This is a genomic window from Streptococcus sp. FDAARGOS_192, from assembly GCF_002073815.2.
Classification (GTDB): domain Bacteria; phylum Bacillota; class Bacilli; order Lactobacillales; family Streptococcaceae; genus Streptococcus; species Streptococcus salivarius_H.
Map to the genome: position 1 here is coordinate 1,470,654 of NZ_CP020431.2, position 19,538 is coordinate 1,490,191.

General features: G+C 41.7%; 19 protein-coding genes. All 19 read right to left on the reverse strand.

From position 1 onward, the window contains the following. Positions 1-100: 100 nt before the first annotated feature. Entirely contained in the window at positions 101-1,849 is a 1,749-nt protein-coding gene (locus A6J31_RS07550; RefSeq protein ID WP_398584218.1) for an ABC transporter ATP-binding protein, read from the reverse strand. Further along, positions 1,839-3,599, reverse strand: a complete 1,761-nt coding sequence (locus A6J31_RS07555; protein ID WP_060971665.1) for an ABC transporter ATP-binding protein — start codon at positions 3,597-3,599, stop codon at positions 1,839-1,841. Before A6J31_RS07555 ends, A6J31_RS07550 begins: the two co-directional genes overlap by 11 nt. A gap of 63 nt (positions 3,600-3,662) precedes the next feature. Further along, positions 3,663-4,109 (reverse strand): hypothetical protein, encoded by a 447-nt coding sequence (locus tag A6J31_RS07560; protein WP_002891741.1) that lies wholly within the window; start codon positions 4,107-4,109, stop codon positions 3,663-3,665. Positions 4,110-4,211: 102 nt separating this feature from the next. Further along, entirely contained in the window at positions 4,212-4,739 is a 528-nt protein-coding gene (locus A6J31_RS07565) for a VanZ family protein (protein ID WP_080610841.1), read from the reverse strand. Between the two features lies 1 nt (position 4,740). After that, entirely contained in the window at positions 4,741-5,850 is a 1,110-nt protein-coding gene (gene rlmN, locus A6J31_RS07570; RefSeq protein WP_096832658.1) for a 23S rRNA (adenine(2503)-C(2))-methyltransferase RlmN, read from the reverse strand. A gap of 63 nt (positions 5,851-5,913) precedes the next feature. Beyond that, positions 5,914-6,642: a YutD family protein gene (locus A6J31_RS07575; RefSeq protein ID WP_080610843.1), complete on the reverse strand. Its 729-nt coding sequence runs from the start codon at positions 6,640-6,642 to the stop codon at positions 5,914-5,916. A gap of 54 nt (positions 6,643-6,696) precedes the next feature. Beyond that, the gene (locus tag A6J31_RS07580; protein WP_080610845.1) at positions 6,697-8,052 is read right to left on the reverse strand and encodes a bifunctional metallophosphatase/5'-nucleotidase; all 1,356 of its coding nucleotides are present in this window, start codon (positions 8,050-8,052) and stop codon (positions 6,697-6,699) included. Positions 8,053-8,325: 273 nt separating this feature from the next. Next, the gene (locus A6J31_RS07590; RefSeq protein ID WP_002884558.1) at positions 8,326-8,556 is read right to left on the reverse strand and encodes a Blp family class II bacteriocin; all 231 of its coding nucleotides are present in this window, start codon (positions 8,554-8,556) and stop codon (positions 8,326-8,328) included. Positions 8,557-9,035: 479 nt separating this feature from the next. Beyond that, positions 9,036-10,379: a DEAD/DEAH box helicase gene (locus A6J31_RS07595; protein ID WP_014634998.1), complete on the reverse strand. Its 1,344-nt coding sequence runs from the start codon at positions 10,377-10,379 to the stop codon at positions 9,036-9,038. Positions 10,380-10,451: 72 nt separating this feature from the next. Next, complete coding sequence (gene mraY, locus A6J31_RS07600) at positions 10,452-11,474, reverse strand: phospho-N-acetylmuramoyl-pentapeptide-transferase (RefSeq protein ID WP_080610847.1); 1,023 nt, start codon at positions 11,472-11,474, stop codon at positions 10,452-10,454. 1 nt (position 11,475) lies between these two features. Beyond that, positions 11,476-13,743 (reverse strand): penicillin-binding protein PBP2X, encoded by a 2,268-nt coding sequence (gene pbp2X, locus A6J31_RS07605; protein WP_080610849.1) that lies wholly within the window; start codon positions 13,741-13,743, stop codon positions 11,476-11,478. Positions 13,744-13,746: 3 nt separating this feature from the next. After that, the gene (gene ftsL / locus A6J31_RS07610; RefSeq protein ID WP_002891750.1) at positions 13,747-14,067 is read right to left on the reverse strand and encodes a cell division protein FtsL; all 321 of its coding nucleotides are present in this window, start codon (positions 14,065-14,067) and stop codon (positions 13,747-13,749) included. Positions 14,068-14,069: 2 nt separating this feature from the next. Then, complete coding sequence (gene rsmH / locus A6J31_RS07615) at positions 14,070-15,020, reverse strand: 16S rRNA (cytosine(1402)-N(4))-methyltransferase RsmH (protein WP_080610851.1); 951 nt, start codon at positions 15,018-15,020, stop codon at positions 14,070-14,072. Positions 15,021-15,133: 113 nt separating this feature from the next. Next, complete coding sequence (locus A6J31_RS07620) at positions 15,134-16,186, reverse strand: DUF6287 domain-containing protein (protein WP_048674877.1); 1,053 nt, start codon at positions 16,184-16,186, stop codon at positions 15,134-15,136. Positions 16,187-16,216: 30 nt separating this feature from the next. After that, positions 16,217-16,672 carry a Wzz/FepE/Etk N-terminal domain-containing protein gene (locus A6J31_RS07625; RefSeq protein ID WP_070437897.1) on the reverse strand — a complete coding sequence of 152 codons (456 nt, stop codon included), beginning with the start codon at positions 16,670-16,672 and terminating at the stop codon, positions 16,217-16,219. 141 nt (positions 16,673-16,813) lie between these two features. After that, on the reverse strand, positions 16,814-17,206 hold the full coding sequence (locus A6J31_RS07630; protein ID WP_048674880.1) for a DUF805 domain-containing protein: 393 nt from the start codon (positions 17,204-17,206) through the stop codon (positions 16,814-16,816). A gap of 99 nt (positions 17,207-17,305) precedes the next feature. Next, on the reverse strand, positions 17,306-17,704 hold the full coding sequence (locus A6J31_RS07635) for a DUF805 domain-containing protein (RefSeq protein ID WP_022495876.1): 399 nt from the start codon (positions 17,702-17,704) through the stop codon (positions 17,306-17,308). 99 nt (positions 17,705-17,803) lie between these two features. Then, positions 17,804-18,196 carry a DUF805 domain-containing protein gene (locus A6J31_RS07640; RefSeq protein WP_022495875.1) on the reverse strand — a complete coding sequence of 131 codons (393 nt, stop codon included), beginning with the start codon at positions 18,194-18,196 and terminating at the stop codon, positions 17,804-17,806. Positions 18,197-18,287: 91 nt separating this feature from the next. Beyond that, on the reverse strand, positions 18,288-19,538 hold the full coding sequence (locus tag A6J31_RS07645; protein ID WP_080610855.1) for a glutamate-5-semialdehyde dehydrogenase: 1,251 nt from the start codon (positions 19,536-19,538) through the stop codon (positions 18,288-18,290).

Sequence of the window (19,538 nt, forward strand, 5' to 3'; positions counted from 1 at the left end):
TAGGTTGCAAGCCAACAAAAAAGTAGTGACATGTATGTCACCACTCGATTTTGATTTTTAAGAAATCTTTTCGAATATAGAATCTATGGTCTAGATTAGCTTACTCTCCTTCCATTGCACCTGCTTGTAGGCTGTACATCTTGTGGTAGGTGCCGCCGAGGGCTAGGAGCTCCTCATGGCTACCGTGTTCGATGATGCGGCCCTTGTCTAAGACATAGATGCAGTTGGCATCTTGGATTGTCGATAGGCGGTGGGCAATGGCAATGGTTGTGCGTCCTTGACGCATTTTTGCTAGAGAATTTTGGACAATAGCCTCTGTCTCCGAATCAATATTGGCTGTCGCTTCATCCAGAATCAAAATCTTAGGCTGGCTAGCAACGGTCCTAGCAAAGGCTAGAAGTTGGCGTTGGCCAGTTGAAAAACTTGAACCTCGTTCAGAAACTGGAGCATCGTAGCCTTCTGGAAGTTTGTCGATAAAATGATTGGCATCCACAAACTCAGCGGCTGCTTTAATCTCTTCATCAGTTAAATCCTGATACATGGCAATATTGGATTTAACCGTGCCATGATAGAGAAAGGGTTCCTGAAGAACAAGACCAATGTTCTTACGCAGCTCTGCCTGACTATAATCGCGAATATCCACACCGTCAAGAAGAACTCGGCCTGATTGGAACTCATAGAAACGCATAAACACGTTGATAATAGAGGATTTCCCGGAACCTGTAGAACCGACAAAAGCGATGGTTTCTCCTTTATTGACAGAGAAGGAAATATTATCCAAAATCTGGTGCTTGCCATCATAGGAGAAGGAGACATTTTCAAAGCGAATATTCCCCTCAGTAACCTTGGCATCTGTGCCTCTCTGCTCAGGTTCATAGGTGCGCTCGTCGATCAAGGCGAAGACCCGACCTGCTGAGACCATCGAGGTTTGCAAGGTTGAGAAGTTTTGTGTCACTTCAATCAAGGGATCAAAGAGGCGGTTAATGTACTGGATAAAGGCATACATGGTCCCCGCTGTGATGCCCAAATAGATACCTCGGTAGCCAAAGTAGGCCATGAGAACAGCATAGCCCAGGAGCTTCAGTAAACTCATGGCTGGGCGTAGAAAGAGAGAATCCAGTGACATGGAACGGCTGGCGTAAATCAGGTGTTCCTCATTAATGGCATCAAACTCTTTTTTGAGGCGTTTCTCTTGGTTAAAGGCCTGAATGATGCGAATCCCTTCGATACTCTCTGACAGTTTGGCATTTATATCTGAAAGCAAGGCTCTGGTCTTTTCAATGATGACCACTGATTTTTTGCGGTAGAGATTAACCAAAAGAACAATCAGAGGAAGAAAGAGCACAATAAGCCCGGTCAGACGAATGTCCAAGATCATCATGGTGTAAAGGGTGGTAACAAATATAAAGATAGCCGAAATAAAGCTAGACAGAATCCCTGAGAACATCTCACTAATAGTCTCTGTATCATTGGTCAAGCGGGAAACGATAGAGCCTGCTGGAGTTTTGTCAAAGTAAGACATGCCTAGTTTCTCCATATTGGCAAAGGCATCTCGGCGAATATCCCTGACAATGCTGTAGGACACACGCGCAAAAAAGAGATTTCCCAAATACTGAACTAGTGTCTGCAAAAGATAAAGACCATAGTAACCAATCAGAATTAAACTTGCCGCCTGATTCATATCATGAAGATAGTGGTCAATAAAATAAGAGGCCACAAGGGGAATAATACTCTTGATAACCGTTGTGGACAAGAGGAAGGCTAAAGCTAGAAAGGTCAAGAATTTGTAAGGCTTGAGATAGGTCAAGAGACGCTTAAACACAGACCATTGGTTTTGATTAGGCATCATCTTCTTCTCCTCCTTCCATTTCTAACTGTTGAGACTCATAGGTCTTGGCATACCAACCACCCTTAGCTAGCAAATCCTCATGACGGCCACGTTCAATGATACGACCATCCTGCATGACTAAGATAAGGTCAGCGTGCACCACCGCACTCAGACGATGGGCGGTAATGATAGTTGTCTTGTCCTTGCGGGTATGTTTGAGATTGTCAATAATAGCATATTCTGTCTTGGCATCAACCGCAGATAGGGAGTCGTCCAAAATCAAAATATCTGGATCCAAAATCATGGCCCGACTCATGGCCAGACGTTGTTTTTGACCGCCTGATAGGCTGACACCCTTTTCACCAATGATTGTTTCAAAGCCTTCAGGCATATCCTTGATGTCATCATAAACTTGAGCTAACTTAGTCGCTTCTTCTACCTTGTCAAAGGAGAGATCCGGATTACCAAAGCAGATATTGTCTAAAATGGAGCTGGCAAAGAGAAACTGGTCTTGAGGAACATAGCCCATCAAGCTACGCAAGTCTGATAGGCGATAATCTCGGATGTTATGACCATTCAAATAGATGGCTCCTTGATTAACATCGTGCTCCCGCAAGAGCAACTTGACAAGGGCCGTCTTTCCTGAGCCAGTCTGTCCAACCAAACCAAGGGTTTGCCCCTTGTCCAAGGTGAAATGAATATCTCTCAAAGTATCCTCATCCTCAAAGGCAAAGCGGTCAATCGCATATTCTAAGCGACCATTTTCAATACTTGGGAGAGGGTGCGCAGGATCTTGAACATCTGATTCCTGCTCCAGAAGATTTTCAATACGTTGGTAGGACACATTTCCTCTCTGTGTGATATTAAAGAGGAAGCCAATGGCCATTAGAGGCCAAACCAGCATGTCCAAATAGGTAATGAAGGTTACCAAATTTCCGACCGTTATCTGACCAGCCTGAATCATAAAGGCACCGACAAGAAGGGTCAAAACATAGGATGAGCCAACAAAGAGTAAGACCAAAGGATCAAAAAGGCTATCATACTTCATGGTATGCATATTCTTTTTAAAGGTCATCTTATTGGTCTCTTGGAAGGACTGAAGCTCAGCCTCCTGATAGCCAAAAGACTTGGTTACCTTGATACCTGATACCGACTCTTGGACCTTATTATTAAGTTCTGAAAAGGCTGCCTGGGATTCTCCAAAAGCTTTATGGGTCTTGCGTCCTAAACGACTTGTCGCAAAAGCCATGAAGGGGAGGGGTAAGACAGCCACCAGTGTCATCTGCCAGGAAATGCTGAAAAACATGGTGATTAGGGTTACCAAGGCTGTGATAGAGGCATCCACGGCTGACATGACGCCCCCGCCAGCCAAGCGGGTTAAAGAGTTGATATCATTGGTTGCATGGGCCATGAGGTCCCCAGTTCGGTACTTTTGATAAAAAGAAGGCGACATCTTAGTAAAATGCTCAAAAAGGCGTGAACGCATAATCTGGCCTAAGCGATAAGAAGTCGCCAAGATATACATGCGCCAAACATAGCGCAAATAGTACATCCCCAGAGCTGCCAAAAGCAAATATACGAGATTCAGAAGCAAGATCTGATTGGTCAATTTTCCCGATGTGATAGCATCAATGACCCGCCCCATAACCATAGGAGGAATCAGATTGAGAACCGAAACCAGACTCAGTGCCAAAATCCCGACAATATACCGGCGTTTTTCTAACTTGAAAAACCACCAAAGTTTTGCAATGATTGATTCTTTAAAAGACAAGTTACTCCTCCTATCCTTACAAATGGTTAATAATAGACCTCGTATAAGTCTCGTATGATAAGGTTACTTCCAATAGCGATAGATTGTGCCATCTTCTAACTGAAAGTGACCAATATAAGATAACTTCCCAAAATCAGTAGACTCTGGCAATTGATAAGCAAAGGAATCAAAATTATAGACCTTGTGCCCATCATCCATAGAGTAGCTATCCTTATCATGGATAACGGATTCATCTTTCTTAGGGTTCCAAATGCGTCTGATTTCATCAGATGTCTTATACTCTCTGACAAAATTGTACAATTCAAAGTTAGTTGCCTCACTGAGATAGCGACCATCGGTGTTGTAGTTAGCTAATTGAGGCTCTCTCTTAGCCTCAGAATAATTCCAAACCTGTCCTCTTTCTCGCATGATATCGGCATCACGGCCACTTTGATAGGTATCTGCCTTAACCATCGTCATTGTTACTCCTAACGTTAATACGGTGACTACTGTCATCATTAAATGTTTCATTATTTCTCCAAACGTGTTTATTCATTTTTCCCTCTTTTGAATGTGTTGTATTTGTATGATAGAAAATAAGTGAAACCTGAGACGCGTAAGCTCCCAGGTTTTTTACTCTTTAAAATGCGTTTGAATCAGTTTCACAAGGAGGCGGTAGGCAGCTAATGCCAGCAAACCTCCTAAAGTATTGGTCCATAAATCATCTAACTCAAAGACACGATTAGCATCAATGAGAAGGTCTAGAATGACTTGTCCAACCTCAATCGTCAAAGACATGACAAAGGTCGCTAAAAGGACCTTTTTCCAAGACCTGAATCTGGGGTACAAGGCTAAAAGCCCTAAAATCAGCGGACTCAGTAAGAAAATGTTGGTCACATTTTGCCCAAGGACAAAGACAATCTCCTTAAGACTATCCAGCTGATAAAAGTTGGTCAAACTATTGAATGGGGTTAATAGGACCACAACACGACCAAAATGTTGAATACCAGGGGTGTCAACACCTTCAACTAGCCCGTACTGGGGTGTCCAACACAGGAGCACTAAACAAAGGAGATAAGTATAGACCAAAACTCGGCTTAGCTTTCTTCCTTTTGGTGTTAGTTCTCCATCCTTATCTACCCAAGTCTTAAGCTGAAACATCTTACTTACCTTCTGATTTACCAGAAGCTTCTGCTACAGCCTTTTGACGGTCGCGTTTCATAGTGTTTGAACGCAATTGTCCACAAGCAGCATCGATATCTGTACCGTGCTCTTGACGAACCACGCAGTTAACCCCATTTTTCTTGAGCACATCGTAGAAGGCCGCCACACGTTCTTTCGTTGAACGACTATATTGGTCGTGCTCTGATACTGGGTTATATGGAATCAAGTTGATGTATGACAACTTACGGATTTTCTTAGTCAAATCAGCCAACTCTTGAGCGTTTTCAGGGTGGTCATTGACCTCATTAAGCATGATATACTCAAAAGTTACACGACGGTTGGTTGTTTGGATGTAATACTCGATAGCTTCAAAGAGTTTTTCAAGTGGGAATGAGCGGTTGATACGCATAATGCTTGAACGAAGGTCATTGTTAGGCGCGTGAAGTGATACGGCAAGGTTAACTTGAACACCTTCGTTAGCAAATTCCTTGATTTTTGGTGCCAAACCAGATGTTGATACGGTAATGTGACGCGCTCCAATGGCAAGACCATTATCATTGTTAATGGTACGCAAGAAACGAAGCACATTGTCATAGTTATCAAATGGCTCACCGATACCCATAACAACCACGTGGCTGACACGTTCACCGTCGCCACGATCGTCAAAGTATTTTTGTACCAACATGATTTGCGCCACAATCTCACCAGCCGTCAAATCACGTTGTTTCTTAATCAAACCACTGGCACAGAAAGTACAACCGATGTTACATCCAACCTGAGTTGTCACACAGACAGACAAACCATAGTGTTGACGCATCAAAACCGTCTCAATCAACATACCATCTGGCAATTCAAAAAGATATTTAACAGTACCATCTTTAGATTCTTGAACGATACGTTGTTTCAATGGGTTCACACAGAAATTCTCATTCAATTTAGCAATGAAATCCTTAGAAATGTTGGTCATTTCTTCGAAAGATTGCACACGCTTCTTGTAAAGCCAATCCCAAATTTGAGTAGCACGGAATTTCTTTTCACCGTGTTCCATAGCCCAATCAATCAACTCGTCACGAGTAAGACCATAAATAGAAGGTTTGTAGCCTTCCATATCCTCTAACTTCTGACGTTTACGACGTTCTGGTTTTGCTTGTGTTGTTACTTCTGACATAGTTTAATTTCCTTTTTTTCTGATTGTAAAATGCTGACCATCTGACTTGGTCTGACTTTGTTTCTTCGATGAGGTGTTTTGACCTTTAGATTTTGGAGCTTGCTTCTGACTCTTCTTGAAGTTAGGCTTACGCTCACGACCACCGTCCTCGGATCTAGATTTGAACTTAGGGCGACGCTTGATTTTCTCAAAGCTTGGACCCTCTTGATCCCTATCTCTTCGTTTGGACTTGTCTGGCTTTTGCTTAGCAGAAGCTTTTTGCCCCTTATTCTTTTGAGAAGCATTGCGCTCTCTATCTCTAGATTCCTGAGAAGAATTACGACGATTATTAGAACGACGGCGCTTGCGACGAGGCTCCGTCTCCTCTTCAAAGACGATTAATTGCGGCTCTTCATTTTTCAAAATAAAGTAGGCGCAACCAAAGGCACAGTATTCACGCAAATACTCTGACAATCGGCTAATGCGGTCTGTCTTACGCGTATTAGGGCGCTCGTCCTCGTAAAATCCCTTAAGACGAAGCTGATCATTAGACCAGTCCCCAACGATATAATCATACTTGAGCATGATTTCAGAAAAACGTTGCCCAAAGCGGGTAGCGTCTAAAGCATCCTTGTGATTTTCAAGAACTGTAAACTGACAGGCATCTGATTTCAGAAGATCAGCCACATACACAAAGTCTGGCCCTGGATATTTATTATAATTAAACATTTCTGGCAAGATTTCTTTACGCATGTGCCATCCTTTCTGCTCTCTCTTATTTTCTATCCTGATGCTGTAATAATGTCTCTATATCTTATCCCAATTGGCACCATTTTTTCCTAAATACTTGGCCACAAGTTCCCTTAACAAATCTGGAAAAAGAAGAGTAACTTCCTTTTCCTTAATTGTAGGGAAATAAGAAGCAAAGTAGTACTGGTCCACAAGGACCAAACTAAACTTCTCATTGGAATCTACAACCCTTCTATTATACAACAAATTACCGTTTTTGTAAGCAAAATTCCCTGTGATTACTTCACCAAATGTCTTCCCTCTGAATCCCATACCTTTAATAGCTTGATTTTTAAGGAGTTCAGCCTTAGTAAAAACTTCCTGACAGATTTCTTTGAGTTCTTGTCCTGTCACGACTAGACGTGCCATCCGCATCTGGTGAGGAAGGGCTTCTTGCAGGTCTGCCATGGTCACTTGAGGACCTAGTGTTTTCATGATAAGTCCAGTATTTAAAAGCGTTAATTGGCTATCGGTCTCCTGACAAACAGCCTGTAAAACCAATTGACAGGTCTCATCAAAATCTAGTTCTCGACCTAGATTAGCTACTTTTTTCTGAGCTAAACGACGATGGCCTTCCTCACGCATAGCCTTGATAAAGGTTTCGTCCTCCTTGTCTAAATCCAAGATGTAGGACTTGGTGGGGATAGCCTCAATCTGACATTCTATCAATCGCCCATTTTCCACAGTAAGGTCAATACAGCCAAGATAATAGCCATATCTGTCAGCAGCTGCCAAATAGGTTTCATTGACTAATTTCCCCTCTTCAAAAAGGTGATGCGTGTGGCTCCCGATGACAAGGTTTACCTGTGGATAAGTCTCTGCAATCTGCTCATCATAACGTACACCTAGGTGGCTAAGAACGACGACTATATCTGCATCCTTTACCTCAGGACGAGCCAAATCCTCTTCCAACCTAGCCATAGGCTCTAACACCTGCCAACCATTGGGAGCATAGGTGATGTAATATGGGAAGGTATAGGCTAAGAAAGCAATGTTTGTACCTGCTTTAGTTTTGTGGATAAGATAGGGCTTAGCCCATTCAGGTTGTCTCCCCTCATCCTTGAGATTTCCTATGATTGGCTGAAACTTAGCCTGCTCATAAAGACAGTCTAGCTCCTCCTTGGCCAGACCAATCCCCTCATTATTTCCAATAGTCGCATAGTCTATCCCCAACTCATTCATCAGGGCTACATTAAAACGCCCGGCTGTCGCATCAGATAAGGGATGGGACTTATCCACATTGTCCCCAAGATCTACCTTGATCAACTCTCTATCCGTCTGACTCAAATCATCCACAGCTCGCTTGAGTTGTGGATACTGTTCAAAATGAGAGTGTAAATCATTGATATGAAGAATTCGAATCGTGTCTTTCATGACTCCTATTGTAGCACTTTTGCTATAAAAAAACTTGACAATCATTCTGCCAAGTTTTTACATGCTATTTTTCAAACAGGAACGTATTCCTAGTTAACTTTCTTTTTAACATATTCTTCTGCGAGATGATAGACGTCATCTGCTAGGGATATACTGACATAGATGCACACAATTGAGAAAATTTCTCCTCTAAAGTGTTGCCAAGCAAAGAATATAAGCCCATAAATTAGTAGCGCAAGTACTATTTGGCCAAAAAATTGACTCAGTAATCGCCTAATAACGACAAATAAGGCCATAAGTAATCCCATCTTTAATACCATAACCAATACCCTTTAAGGCTGCACCTTGCCAAGTACCTGTTTGAATACCACCTTTAATGGCTCCTCCAACAGCCCCGACGCCTACGGCAGCTGTAGCTCCCCAAAAACTACATGCTCCACCCTTAACAGTAGAAAGATCTTCGGAATTAAGTGAGTTAAAATTGTTAATGATTTGTGTTGTCATTAAAACAACCTCCTTTAAAATATTTTTTAGCCTTTTCTCAAAAGCTATGATTGTATTATAGATAGAAAGTCAACAAAAAAGTAGTGACATAAATGTCACTACCTGATTTTGAGAGTTGACTCAACTAATAACCTCAAACTTACACATTATTTTACTTTAAACGGAAAGCTTCTTAAAAATGGCTGTGATAAAACTATTTAAAATCTGTCATAGTTTCAGTTCTTAAGACAGCCAATTATTTTGCGAGTGTAGTGAGCATATACTGAGACTTGTCGCTGTGATAATGACGACTAAGACTTTGTAGTCATAAGCGTTGGGAAGTTTTGAGACCTTAGGCTCAAAAGAAAAATATATCTTCAAACTAAATAAGGTCTTTTGAGTTTCCAAAAAGTTTGATAATAATCAAAAAAGCTGAAACACTTTGGTTTCAACCTCTTGAATTTTTAAATTAAAATTTGCTCTCACCTAGAAGCCAATGCTTAGAAGCTTTGCTTCTTAGCTTTACGCTCAGCACGCCCCTTAGCACGATTAGCCGCACGACGCTCACGTTTGCGTTTTTCGTCAACCTTCCACTGAATTTTCTTCTTATAGCCAGGCTTGATTTTTTTCTTTTTCTTCTTAACCAAACCGATCATTTCCGTATCAAGTTTTTGATAGGCTTTTTCACGGTTGGCACGACGGTCACGGTCATAGGTATCTTGAAACTCGCCGTCCTTATAGACTTTAGGGTCAAAGGTAATCCCCATCTTTTCAAGCTCACGAATATCGGAGTCGTCACTTGGTTGATAGAGGGTGATGGCTGTTCCTGACAAACCATTACGTCCTGTACGCCCTACACGGTGAACAAAGAAGGACAAATCTTGAGGGATGGCATCATTGATAACATGGCTAACCCCTTCAATATCAATTCCACGCGCTGCAAGGTCAGTCGCTACAATGTACTCAAAATCAAGCTTCTTGACTTGATTCATGATACGCTTACGTTCACGTGGTGGAATACCTCCATGAATTTTGGCAACCTTAAGACCATTTGACACTAGGTAGCTGTGCAAATCGTCAGCACGTTCCTTGGTATTAACGAAAATCATTGCCAGGTATGGTTGCATCCCCTTAAGCATCTCAAGAATCTGTTCATTCTTGTTGCGCCCCTTGGTAGATACCAACCAGTTATCAATGGTATCTGCAATAACTGTTGAAGTTTTGATTTGTTCCATGACTGGATTGGTCAAATACTTCTTCAAGAATGGTTGCAATTTTTGAGGAATGGTTGCTGAGAAGACCAAAATTTGCACTTCTTTAGGAAGACTTGCCGCAATCTTATCCACAGTATCCAAGAATCCCATGTCCATGGTCATATCAGCTTCGTCAACAACAAAGGTATGGGCCTTGTGGATAGCCAAGTCACCAGACTTAACTAGGTCATAAATACGACCTGGTGTTCCGATAACAATATGGGGTTGGGCTACCTTGAGCTTCTCAATCTGACGTTGCTTGTCTGTACCACCCACATAGTTGACCACACGAATTTCAGTCTCAGAGTGTTTGGCAATTTGTTTTGTCGCTTGGTAAATTTGTGTCGCCAATTCACGTGATGGTGCTGTAATAACAACCTGAACATCACCACTCTTTGGATTGAGTTTCTCAAAAATTGGCAAGAGGAAGGTATGTGTCTTCCCTGAACCCGTCTTTGATTCACCAACCAAATCACGACCTGAACGGACTACAGGAATCAATTTCTGTTGAACAGGTGTTGGCTCCTTAAACTTAATCTCGTCAAGAGCCTCCTGAATAAATGTTTTAAAATTAAAATCTTTAAATGACATGTTTACTTCTTCTTTTCTATCTAGTCTATCCCTATCATTATAACAGAAAAAGAGCATTTCTGCTCTCTTCATTTATTTCATAACGTTTCCAAGAACTATCCAAAGGGTAATGGCACTTGCAAGTGCTCCAACTGTCCAAAGGAAAACATCAACCTTCCACTCTGACCATTTGTCACCCTTACCTGAAAGACCACCCAACTCGAGGTGATGGTGGAATGGTGTCATACGGAAAATACGACGACCTTCACCATACTTACGCTTAGTGTATTTGAAATAGCTGACCTGTAGCATGACAGAAGCTGTCTCAAAGACATAAACCACACCAATCAAGAGTAGGGTCCACTCTACACGTAGGGCAATAGAGATAACCGCAAGCATAGCTCCAAGTGACAAGGAACCGACATCTCCCATAAAGACCTTGGCTGGCTTGTGGTTAAAGACGAAGAAGCCAAGAAGTGCCCCAATCATAGTGATAATGATAGTCAAGATAGCGAACTCACCCTTGACAAAAGCGATAATCCCATAGGCAATCAAGCTGATAACCACAGAGATAGAAGCTAAACCATCAATACCGTCTGTCAAGTTCACAGCATTTGAGAAACCGACAATCCAGAATAAAACAAATAGAACATAAAAGACACCGAGATGAATGGTTAATCCACCAATAGCTAGGCTATCTGTCCCACTAGGGAGTACGTGAATAAAGTAGAAAAGCAAACCCGCAATAATCTGCAAGGCCATCTTTTGCCAAGGTTTAAGTCCCTCATTGATTTGACGAAAAATCTTAAGGAAATCATCAAGGAAGCCGATAATTCCATAAATCAAAATTACAAAGAGAATCCCTACTGTAGCACCATAGGCTTGGTGGCCCTCGCTAAAGACGTGGAAGTTAAAAATCAAGCTAACCAAGATGGCAACCACTAGGAAGACTGTCCCTCCCATAGTTGGTGTTCCAGCCTTAGCCAAATGCTGCTTCACATCTTCATGCATTTGTTGGCCACCGATTTTCTTGATTTTGTAGTAAGTAATAAAGTGAGGCATGGCGAGCACCGTCAACACAAAGGCGGCCACACCTGCTATCAGACTCATAGTCATCTTAGTCTCCTAAAGTAATGGTAATCTTCTTGGTTTTAGACAGGGCTTTTCCTGCCGCAACACTTTGTTTGGTAACAGTCCCTGACTTGCCACCCTTATAAGTAACTTTAATGCCTTTCCATTTGGCAAAGGTTTCAACGTTCTTCTTGGTCCAACCATACATGTCTGGAAGTTCTGTGAAATCATTGGTCATGATAAGAATCTGTTCATTAGCCTTGATATTGGCTTTGGCATCTACAGAAACCTTCTCAATCTTATCACCAACACCCAGAACAATCGGATGAATCAAGTTTTGACGAAGGGTGTTAGCTGTCTCGCCCGGACTCTTACCGATAATATCGCCGGTTTGATAGCTCGTTTCCTCGGTCTTTTCACTACCTTCAGACACAGAAGTATCTAGGGTGTCTCCCATAGACATGGCTTCTTCCAAAATCGGGTTAACCACAGTTGCATAAAAATTATTATCCCAAGTCTTAGGCTCCAGCACAGTCACATACATGATATATTCTGGATCATCTGAAGGCACCATGGCAACAACTGAGTTGAGCGTTTCATTGGAACCAACCTTATACGTTCCAGTCTTTTCATCGGCAACTTGGGCCGTACCAGACTTAACCGCTACATCATAGTTACCAACCTTGATAATAGGTGCCCCTTCAGATTTATTGTAAAGGGTACCGAACTCTGGATCCGTACCAACGGAAATCATATAGTTACGCGTTTCAGAGGCAGCTTGCTTAGAAACTGGCTTACCGATAACTTCCTTCTTAGCTGTACGAGCTGTACCTTGGTTAACATCGGCAACTTGTTTGATAAATTGAGGTTCCAACATTATACCGTTGTTTGAAATGGCGGTAAAGGCTCGAAGCATTTGGACCTGAGTCACTGAAATCCCTTGTCCGAAGGATGATTGAGCTATATTAACAGAGTTTCGAGAGACAACCCCTGAAGACTCACCAACCATCCCAAAACGGGTTGGAAGACCAAATTTGTAAAGAGATAAGTAGTTAGACCAAACTTTATCTCCCATCTCTTGTTCCAACATGGTCATACCAACGTTACTTGAATAAGAGAACCCTTGGGCAAATGACATGGTACGACCTGTTGAGATACCTTCATTGATTGACCAGTCATTAATTTCAACGTCGTCAACCTTAATACCATTAGCATTACTGTAGGTCGCATTCGGGTTGAAGCTTCCATTGTTAATAGCAGCTGACAAGAGCATGACCTTCATGGTCGATCCAGGCTCATACTGGGCTTCGTAAAGACGGTTAACCCAATCATAGTTCTTCTTAGCCTGTCCCTCAAGGGTATCAGAATTATAGGTCGGACGTTGTGTCGTCGCAAGAATCTCACCTGTCTTAGCATTAACAACTGTCGCTGAAGCATTTACCCCTTGCGTCTGCTCCATAAAGGTATCCATCTGCGTTTCTAGGAAGGTTTGAAGAGGTGCTGACAAGGTTGTATAGATGTTCTTACCATCAATAGCTTCCTTGGTAATGGTTTCCGTACCTAGAAGCGTGTTACCGTTTTTATCCTTCTCATAGATGGCCTCACCATCTGTCCCAGTCAAGAGGCTATTGAGCGAGCGCTCCAAACCAGTTTGACCAATCAAAGAATATGAGCCGTCTTTTTTATTTTCAACAGCTTCGGCACGACCAAGAAACTCTGACGCGAAGGTCCCATTAGGGTACATACGTGACGTTGTTGCTTCAAAGGCCATCCCCTTAATTCCCGCATCTTTAAAGGCTTTCTCTAGTTCTTCTTTAACAGAGTAGGTAATTCCCTTCCCCTTTAGTCCAAAGGAAACCTGATAGGCACCCTTGGTACGTAATTGGGCCAAGGCATCACTCTTTTCAATTCCTAGCTTATCCTTTAAAATATCGGCAACCTTGTCAAACTGACTATCTTGGACATAGAGTTTTTCTTGAGTTGCTGACACATAGCTGGTCGACACAATAGCGTAAATGGCATAACTGGTTGAATCCTCAGCCAAAACATTTCCATTTCGATCGTAAATCGTTCCACGCTTGGCAGCCACTGTGGTCTTAGTGTTATAAGACTTAGCAGCCTGGGTCGACAAATCGACACCAAACTTACTGTCTGTTCCGATAATCACGACAAAGTTGATAATAAAGACAAAAAAGATAAAGATACTGAGAACCATAAGGTTCTGACCAACGTGCTGTCGGTTCTGGGCTGGCTTTCGCCTATCCCTAACGACATAGTTTAGAAATAAATGTTTAAGTTTTCTTAATCTGTTCATTGGCTATTTCACACTCTTAATACTATCGTTATTAATAGACAGGCCTGCCTTATTAGCAATCTCTTTAATACGGTCAGAGTTAGTCAACTCATTAACCGCCTGCTTAGCATTGTTAAGCTCTGTTTTTTCATCACTAATCTTGCTATTAAGGTCTGTGATTTGTTGCTTGATAGCCTGATTACGCCCTTGTAAAAATACAACAGCGATACTCATCACAATAGCTGTCAAAACAATTGCCGAATAGAAGGCCTTTTCCATACGCGTCATAAAACGAATATGGTTTCTAATGGCTCTATTAACAATCTGATGTTCCTTATTTTCCATAATTATTTCCTGATTTTTTTAGCCACACGCAATTTAGCAGAATGCGAGCGGTTATTAGCTTCTAATTCTTCCTGACTAGGTAGGATTGGCTTACGATTAACTAAGGCTACCTTAGGTTGGAGGTCTTCAGGAATAAAAGGTAGACCTTTAGGCACATCTACCGTACTGGCTTCCTTGAAAAGCTGTTTAGTCAATCGATCCTCCAAAGAATGGAAGGTAATGACCGAAATACGACCATCTACAGCAAGTAAATCCAAGGCCTCTTGAATAGACTCATCCGCAGCACCAAGCTCATCGTTCACTTCGATACGAATAGCCTGGAAAATTTGCTTGGCTGGATGGCCCTTCTTCTTCAATTCCTTAGCAGGCTTAGCCGATTTAATGATTTCCGCCAGTTCCGTCGTGGTCTCAATTGGTTTAACCTGACGAGCCTGTTCAATTTTACGTGCAATTTGTTTAGAGAACTTGTCCTCACCATACTTGAAGAAAATACGCACCAAATCATTGTAAGGGTAGGTATTGACCACATCATAAGCGGTAAGACTCGCTTCCTCATTCATGCGCATATCTAGCTTAGCATCCTGTTTATAGGAGAAACCACGCTCACGCTCATCCAACTGTGGGCTAGAGACACCCAAGTCATAGAGAATACCATCAATTTCAGACACCCCTAAGGCTTCAAGGTTGGACTTGAGATTACGGAAATTATCCTTGATGAAAGTCACCATGCCCTTATCAATATAATCCTTGAGACGCACTTGAGCATTATCAATAGCCTTTTGGTCCTGATCAAAGCAGTACAAATGGCCCTTTTCAGATAATTGCGACAAAAGATAAGACGAATGTCCTGCGCCACCCAAGGTCGCATCAACATAGATACCATCGGGCTTGATATCAAGTATATCAACAGTTTCGTGTAAAAGAACGGTTACATGGTGAAATTCATTAGTCATAACTTTTATTATAGCACAAGAATAGAGAAATTGTCTCGTTCTGTAAGTTGACAGAATAGTAAAAGAGCCAGACCCGAGGCCTAACTCTTTAGTTACTATATCATCTGATAAGATTAATCCACTCTGTAAAAATAGCTTTCCTCAGATGGCACTCCATTCGTCGCTAGAATACGGTCCTTACTGTTATCTCCCGCATCACTTGCATCACTAACTCCCTTAGGACAAAGCTGAATTGGAGTATTCCCAACTGGACTAGAATCAACATAAGTTAAGGTATATATACCAGACACATACTGATTCGGTGAGACTTTGTCGATAGGATAAGTATAGCCCCAGAAATCCAACTGTCCATCCGAAGTAATGGTGATGGTCTTTCCATTTGAAGACTTCCATGTTCCTACGGCTGACTTATAGTTACCATTTTTCAATTCATCAGCGTTAAGTGAGGTTGAGCTTGTTTTATCTTCCGACGATGTTTTAGAACTACTATTACTTGAAGCACTACTCAAGTCCTTCCAATCCCAACTAGAAAGGTCCGCTTTCTCAGCACCCGAATCACTGTCATCTTTTACAAGAGACTGGCCATCCCTACTAAAGTGGTAGCCAGAACCTCCACCAGCCATAGCACCAGCACTACCATAGTAGCTAAAGGTGTTATCCATGAGGTAGGCCAATGTCATACGCTCACCCAGCATGCCCAGTTGTGGACCTTCTGTCAGACGAATGACCTGACCACTATCCTTAGAGATAGTGTAAATATCCGTAATCATATGCTCTTTAAAAAGTTTCCCCGGCTTAAAAGCAAGAATCAACTCATCAACACCATTACCATCCAAATCACGATAAGTATAGACCGTTGAGGCAGGACTTGTTTGAGAATTAGCATAGGTCACAATAAGAGAATTAATTGAGGCATCCGTTTGGTTGTTGGCCACAGCCGTTTGGTACTTACTAATGATGCTATCATAGGCAGAGGTATCTACCTTTTTCTCTTGACTAGAGCTTGAACTTGTACTTATGCTAGAGCTTTCACTACTACTTGATTGTGACTGCTCTACTGATGAAGATGAAGTCGTCGAAGTCAACCCATTTTGCTGGTTTGAACAAGCTGCTAACAGGACTAAACTAGACAAAGCCGTCACTAACACTAAAACTTTACTTTTCATTTTTAGTCTAACTTTCCTTCTCTTTGACTCTTACTCTGCTGTCCCAGAGCTGACATCTGCACTGTAGGCAGGAGCTGTGTAACTTGGAGCCTCACTATGTGACTCGGTATAAGTTGTTGGTGGCACATAGTTATACTGAGGAGCTTGATAAGTCTCTTGTGCTGAAGAAGGCGTTGGAGCCGATGCTACCGCAGGAGTTGAGCTTGCTTCTGTCTGACTAGCTGCTTCTACCGTTGAGCTTGATGACGACGATTCGCTTGAAGACTCACTTGAAGTTGAAGAAGATGATGACGAACTTGAGCTCGATGACTTGGATGAAGCTTTGGGTTTGCTTGATGATGATTGCTTAGTCCCCACCTTAACTTGGACCTTAGCATGATTCTGCGCAGGTTGCAAAAAGACAATAGCCAATGCCAAAAGAATAGCCGGTAGGGTAAATGCCAAAATAAGGTAACGTTTTTCTTTTAAATGACAAAGTAGTTTCATAGTGTGTTCACATTTCTTAAATTATATTTTAGTATTGATTAGTCTCAGATAAGATTATATCAGAAATATTAAAATGTTCAACATTAACATAAAACTTTTTTGACATCAGAAAAACCAACTCAAAGAGTTGGTTGATTGTCATTATTGCTGTGGGTTATCGACGTTGTTCAATGGCACTTCTACTTCTGTTGGTTGACATAGTAGAAAAATAAGGATAAAAATACCGACAAATGGAATTAAAGGAATAATAATATACGGCCAATTATAGCCAGCATCACGTAAACGACGAACCGTTAGAGCAATACCAGGTAAAACCGCAGCAACACCATAGGCAAAAAAGATAAGTAGGAAAATCACTTCATTAGTAAGTAAGGATATTTCATCTACCGCCATTCTTTGAAACACTGCTAGGAGCAAATAAGAAGCAAAGAAAATCAATACATGTGCCGAATATGCAAGCCAGTAATCCGAGGGTGTTGAACGGCCCTTAAAATCAACATAGCCCTTCCAAAATTTTTTGTAGGCTTCAATCATAATAAAATCCCCCTTTTTTATGTTACTCCCAGTATAACAAGAGAAGAGAAGCTTGACAAATCAACTAAAAAACAGCCTAGCTAGGCTGTTAAGTCATTATTATTGCTGTGGATTATTGAAGTTGTTAAATGGATACTCAACTTTAGTTGGTTTACATAGTAAAACAATGAAGATAATAGGACCTACAAATGGAATAAATGTAACAAAAATATACGGCCAATTGTAGCCAGCATCACGTAAACGGCGAACTGTTACAGCAATACCAGGTAAGATGGCAGCAACACCAAAGGCAAAAAAGATAAATAGGATGATGAATGAAATAACAGCTAAAAAGCTTGATTCTGTAGCACCTGCAATGCCTCCAAAGATTGCCAGCAACACATAAAAAGCAATAACTGTTAACATATTTGCCAAATATGCAAACCAGTAATCTGAACGTGTTGAACGTCCCTCAAAATCTACGTAGCCCTTCCAAAACTTCTTATAAGCTTCGATCATAATAAAATCTCCTCATTTTTTGATACTTATACTATACCAAAAGACTGGTCTTCTGGCAAATCAACTAAAAAACAGCCTAAGGAGGCTGTTAAGTAACTATCATTGCTGAAGATTATTAAAATTGTTGAAAGGAAATTCTACTTTTGTTGGTTGACAAAACAAAACCAACAGAACGATATCGCCTATAACAAAGGCAAAACGTAAAAAAATCAAGGCCCAATGATAGCCCGCATCACGCAAGCGACGGACCTGAATAGCAATAGATGGGATAAAGCTAGCAGGAAAATAGGTCATTACAAGCAGATACAGTATGTTGAGAATAATATGGTAAGGACTATCGGGACTATCAAAAACAATTACAACTATAAGTATGCTAAATAAAATGATAGTTACGATAGTATTTGCTAGAACTGCCAACCAATAATCTGAGCGACTTGAACGTCCCGTGAAATCGACATAGCCCATCCAATACTTTTTATAAGCTCTAAACATCACAAAAGCTCCTCATTTTTGATACCCCCAGTATATCAGAAGACCCTTGGTCTAGCAAACAGACAAAAAAGCCCCATGAGGAGCTTTTTGTTTATTCTCTAACTTGACCTCGGCCGTTGATATAGAACTTAGTTGAGGTTAGGGCCTCAAGTCCCATTGGGCCACGGGCGTGCATTTTTTGGGTTGAGATTCCGATTTCAGCCCCCAATCCAAAGACGAAGCCGTCTGTGAAGCGGGTTGAGGCATTGACATAGACAGCTGCAGCGTCTACGTCGTCTTGGAATTGCTCAGCACGACTGATATCCTGAGTCACGATAGCCTCTGAATGCGATGTCGTGTAAGTATTAATCCAACCAATAGCCTCGTCAAGGCTGTCTACCACTTTAACTGACATGATATAATCAAGAAACTCTGTCGCAAAATCTTCAGGTGAAGCGGGTACAGCTTTTTCCATAAGTTTCAAAGCCCTTTCATCCGTACGGAACTCAACAGACTGAATTTTTGAAATAGCTTTTTCCAAGTTAGGCAAGAACTCTTCTGCAATATCAGCATGAACGACGAGAGATTCTGCAGCATTACAAACGCTTGGTCGCTGTGTTTTGGCATTGATAACAATCTGTGTCGCCATATCTAAGTCAGCATATTTATCCACATAAATATGACAGTTGCCAACACCCGTTTCGATGACAGGAACCTTGGCTTTTTCTTTAACCGTTTGAATGAGACGGGCTCCGCCACGAGGGATGAGCAAGTCTACATACTTAGTCGCCGCCATAAGTTCTTCTGCTACCTCATGAGAGGTATCTTCAACCAGCTGAACGGCATCTGCTGTGATACCCGCATTTTCCAAAGCCTTACGAGCTACCGTAACCAAGGCCTTGTTGGAATTGATGGCATCACGTCCTCCACGAAGAATGATAGCATTATTGGTTTTAAAGGCAAGGCTAAAGGCATCGATTGAGACATTGGGACGGCTCTCAAAAATCATAGCGATAACACCCATAGGAACACGCTTTTGAACGATTTTGAGACCATCTAGATTCGTATAGCCACGAACTACTTGACCGATTGGGTCCTGAAGATCTGCCACCTGACGGACACCCTCAGCAATCCCTGCGATACGGTCTTCCGTTAAGAGCAAGCGGTCTTGCATAATCTCTGAAATACCATTTTCCTTGGCATTGGCCATATCCTTAGCATTTTCAGTGATAATATAGGCACTCTCAGCTACTAGAGCTTTAGCTACCTGATTTAAAAGGTCGTTTTTAGCTGCTGTTGATAATTTAGCAATCTGACGACCTGCCACCTTGGCCTGTTGACCTAGTGTATCGATATATGTCAT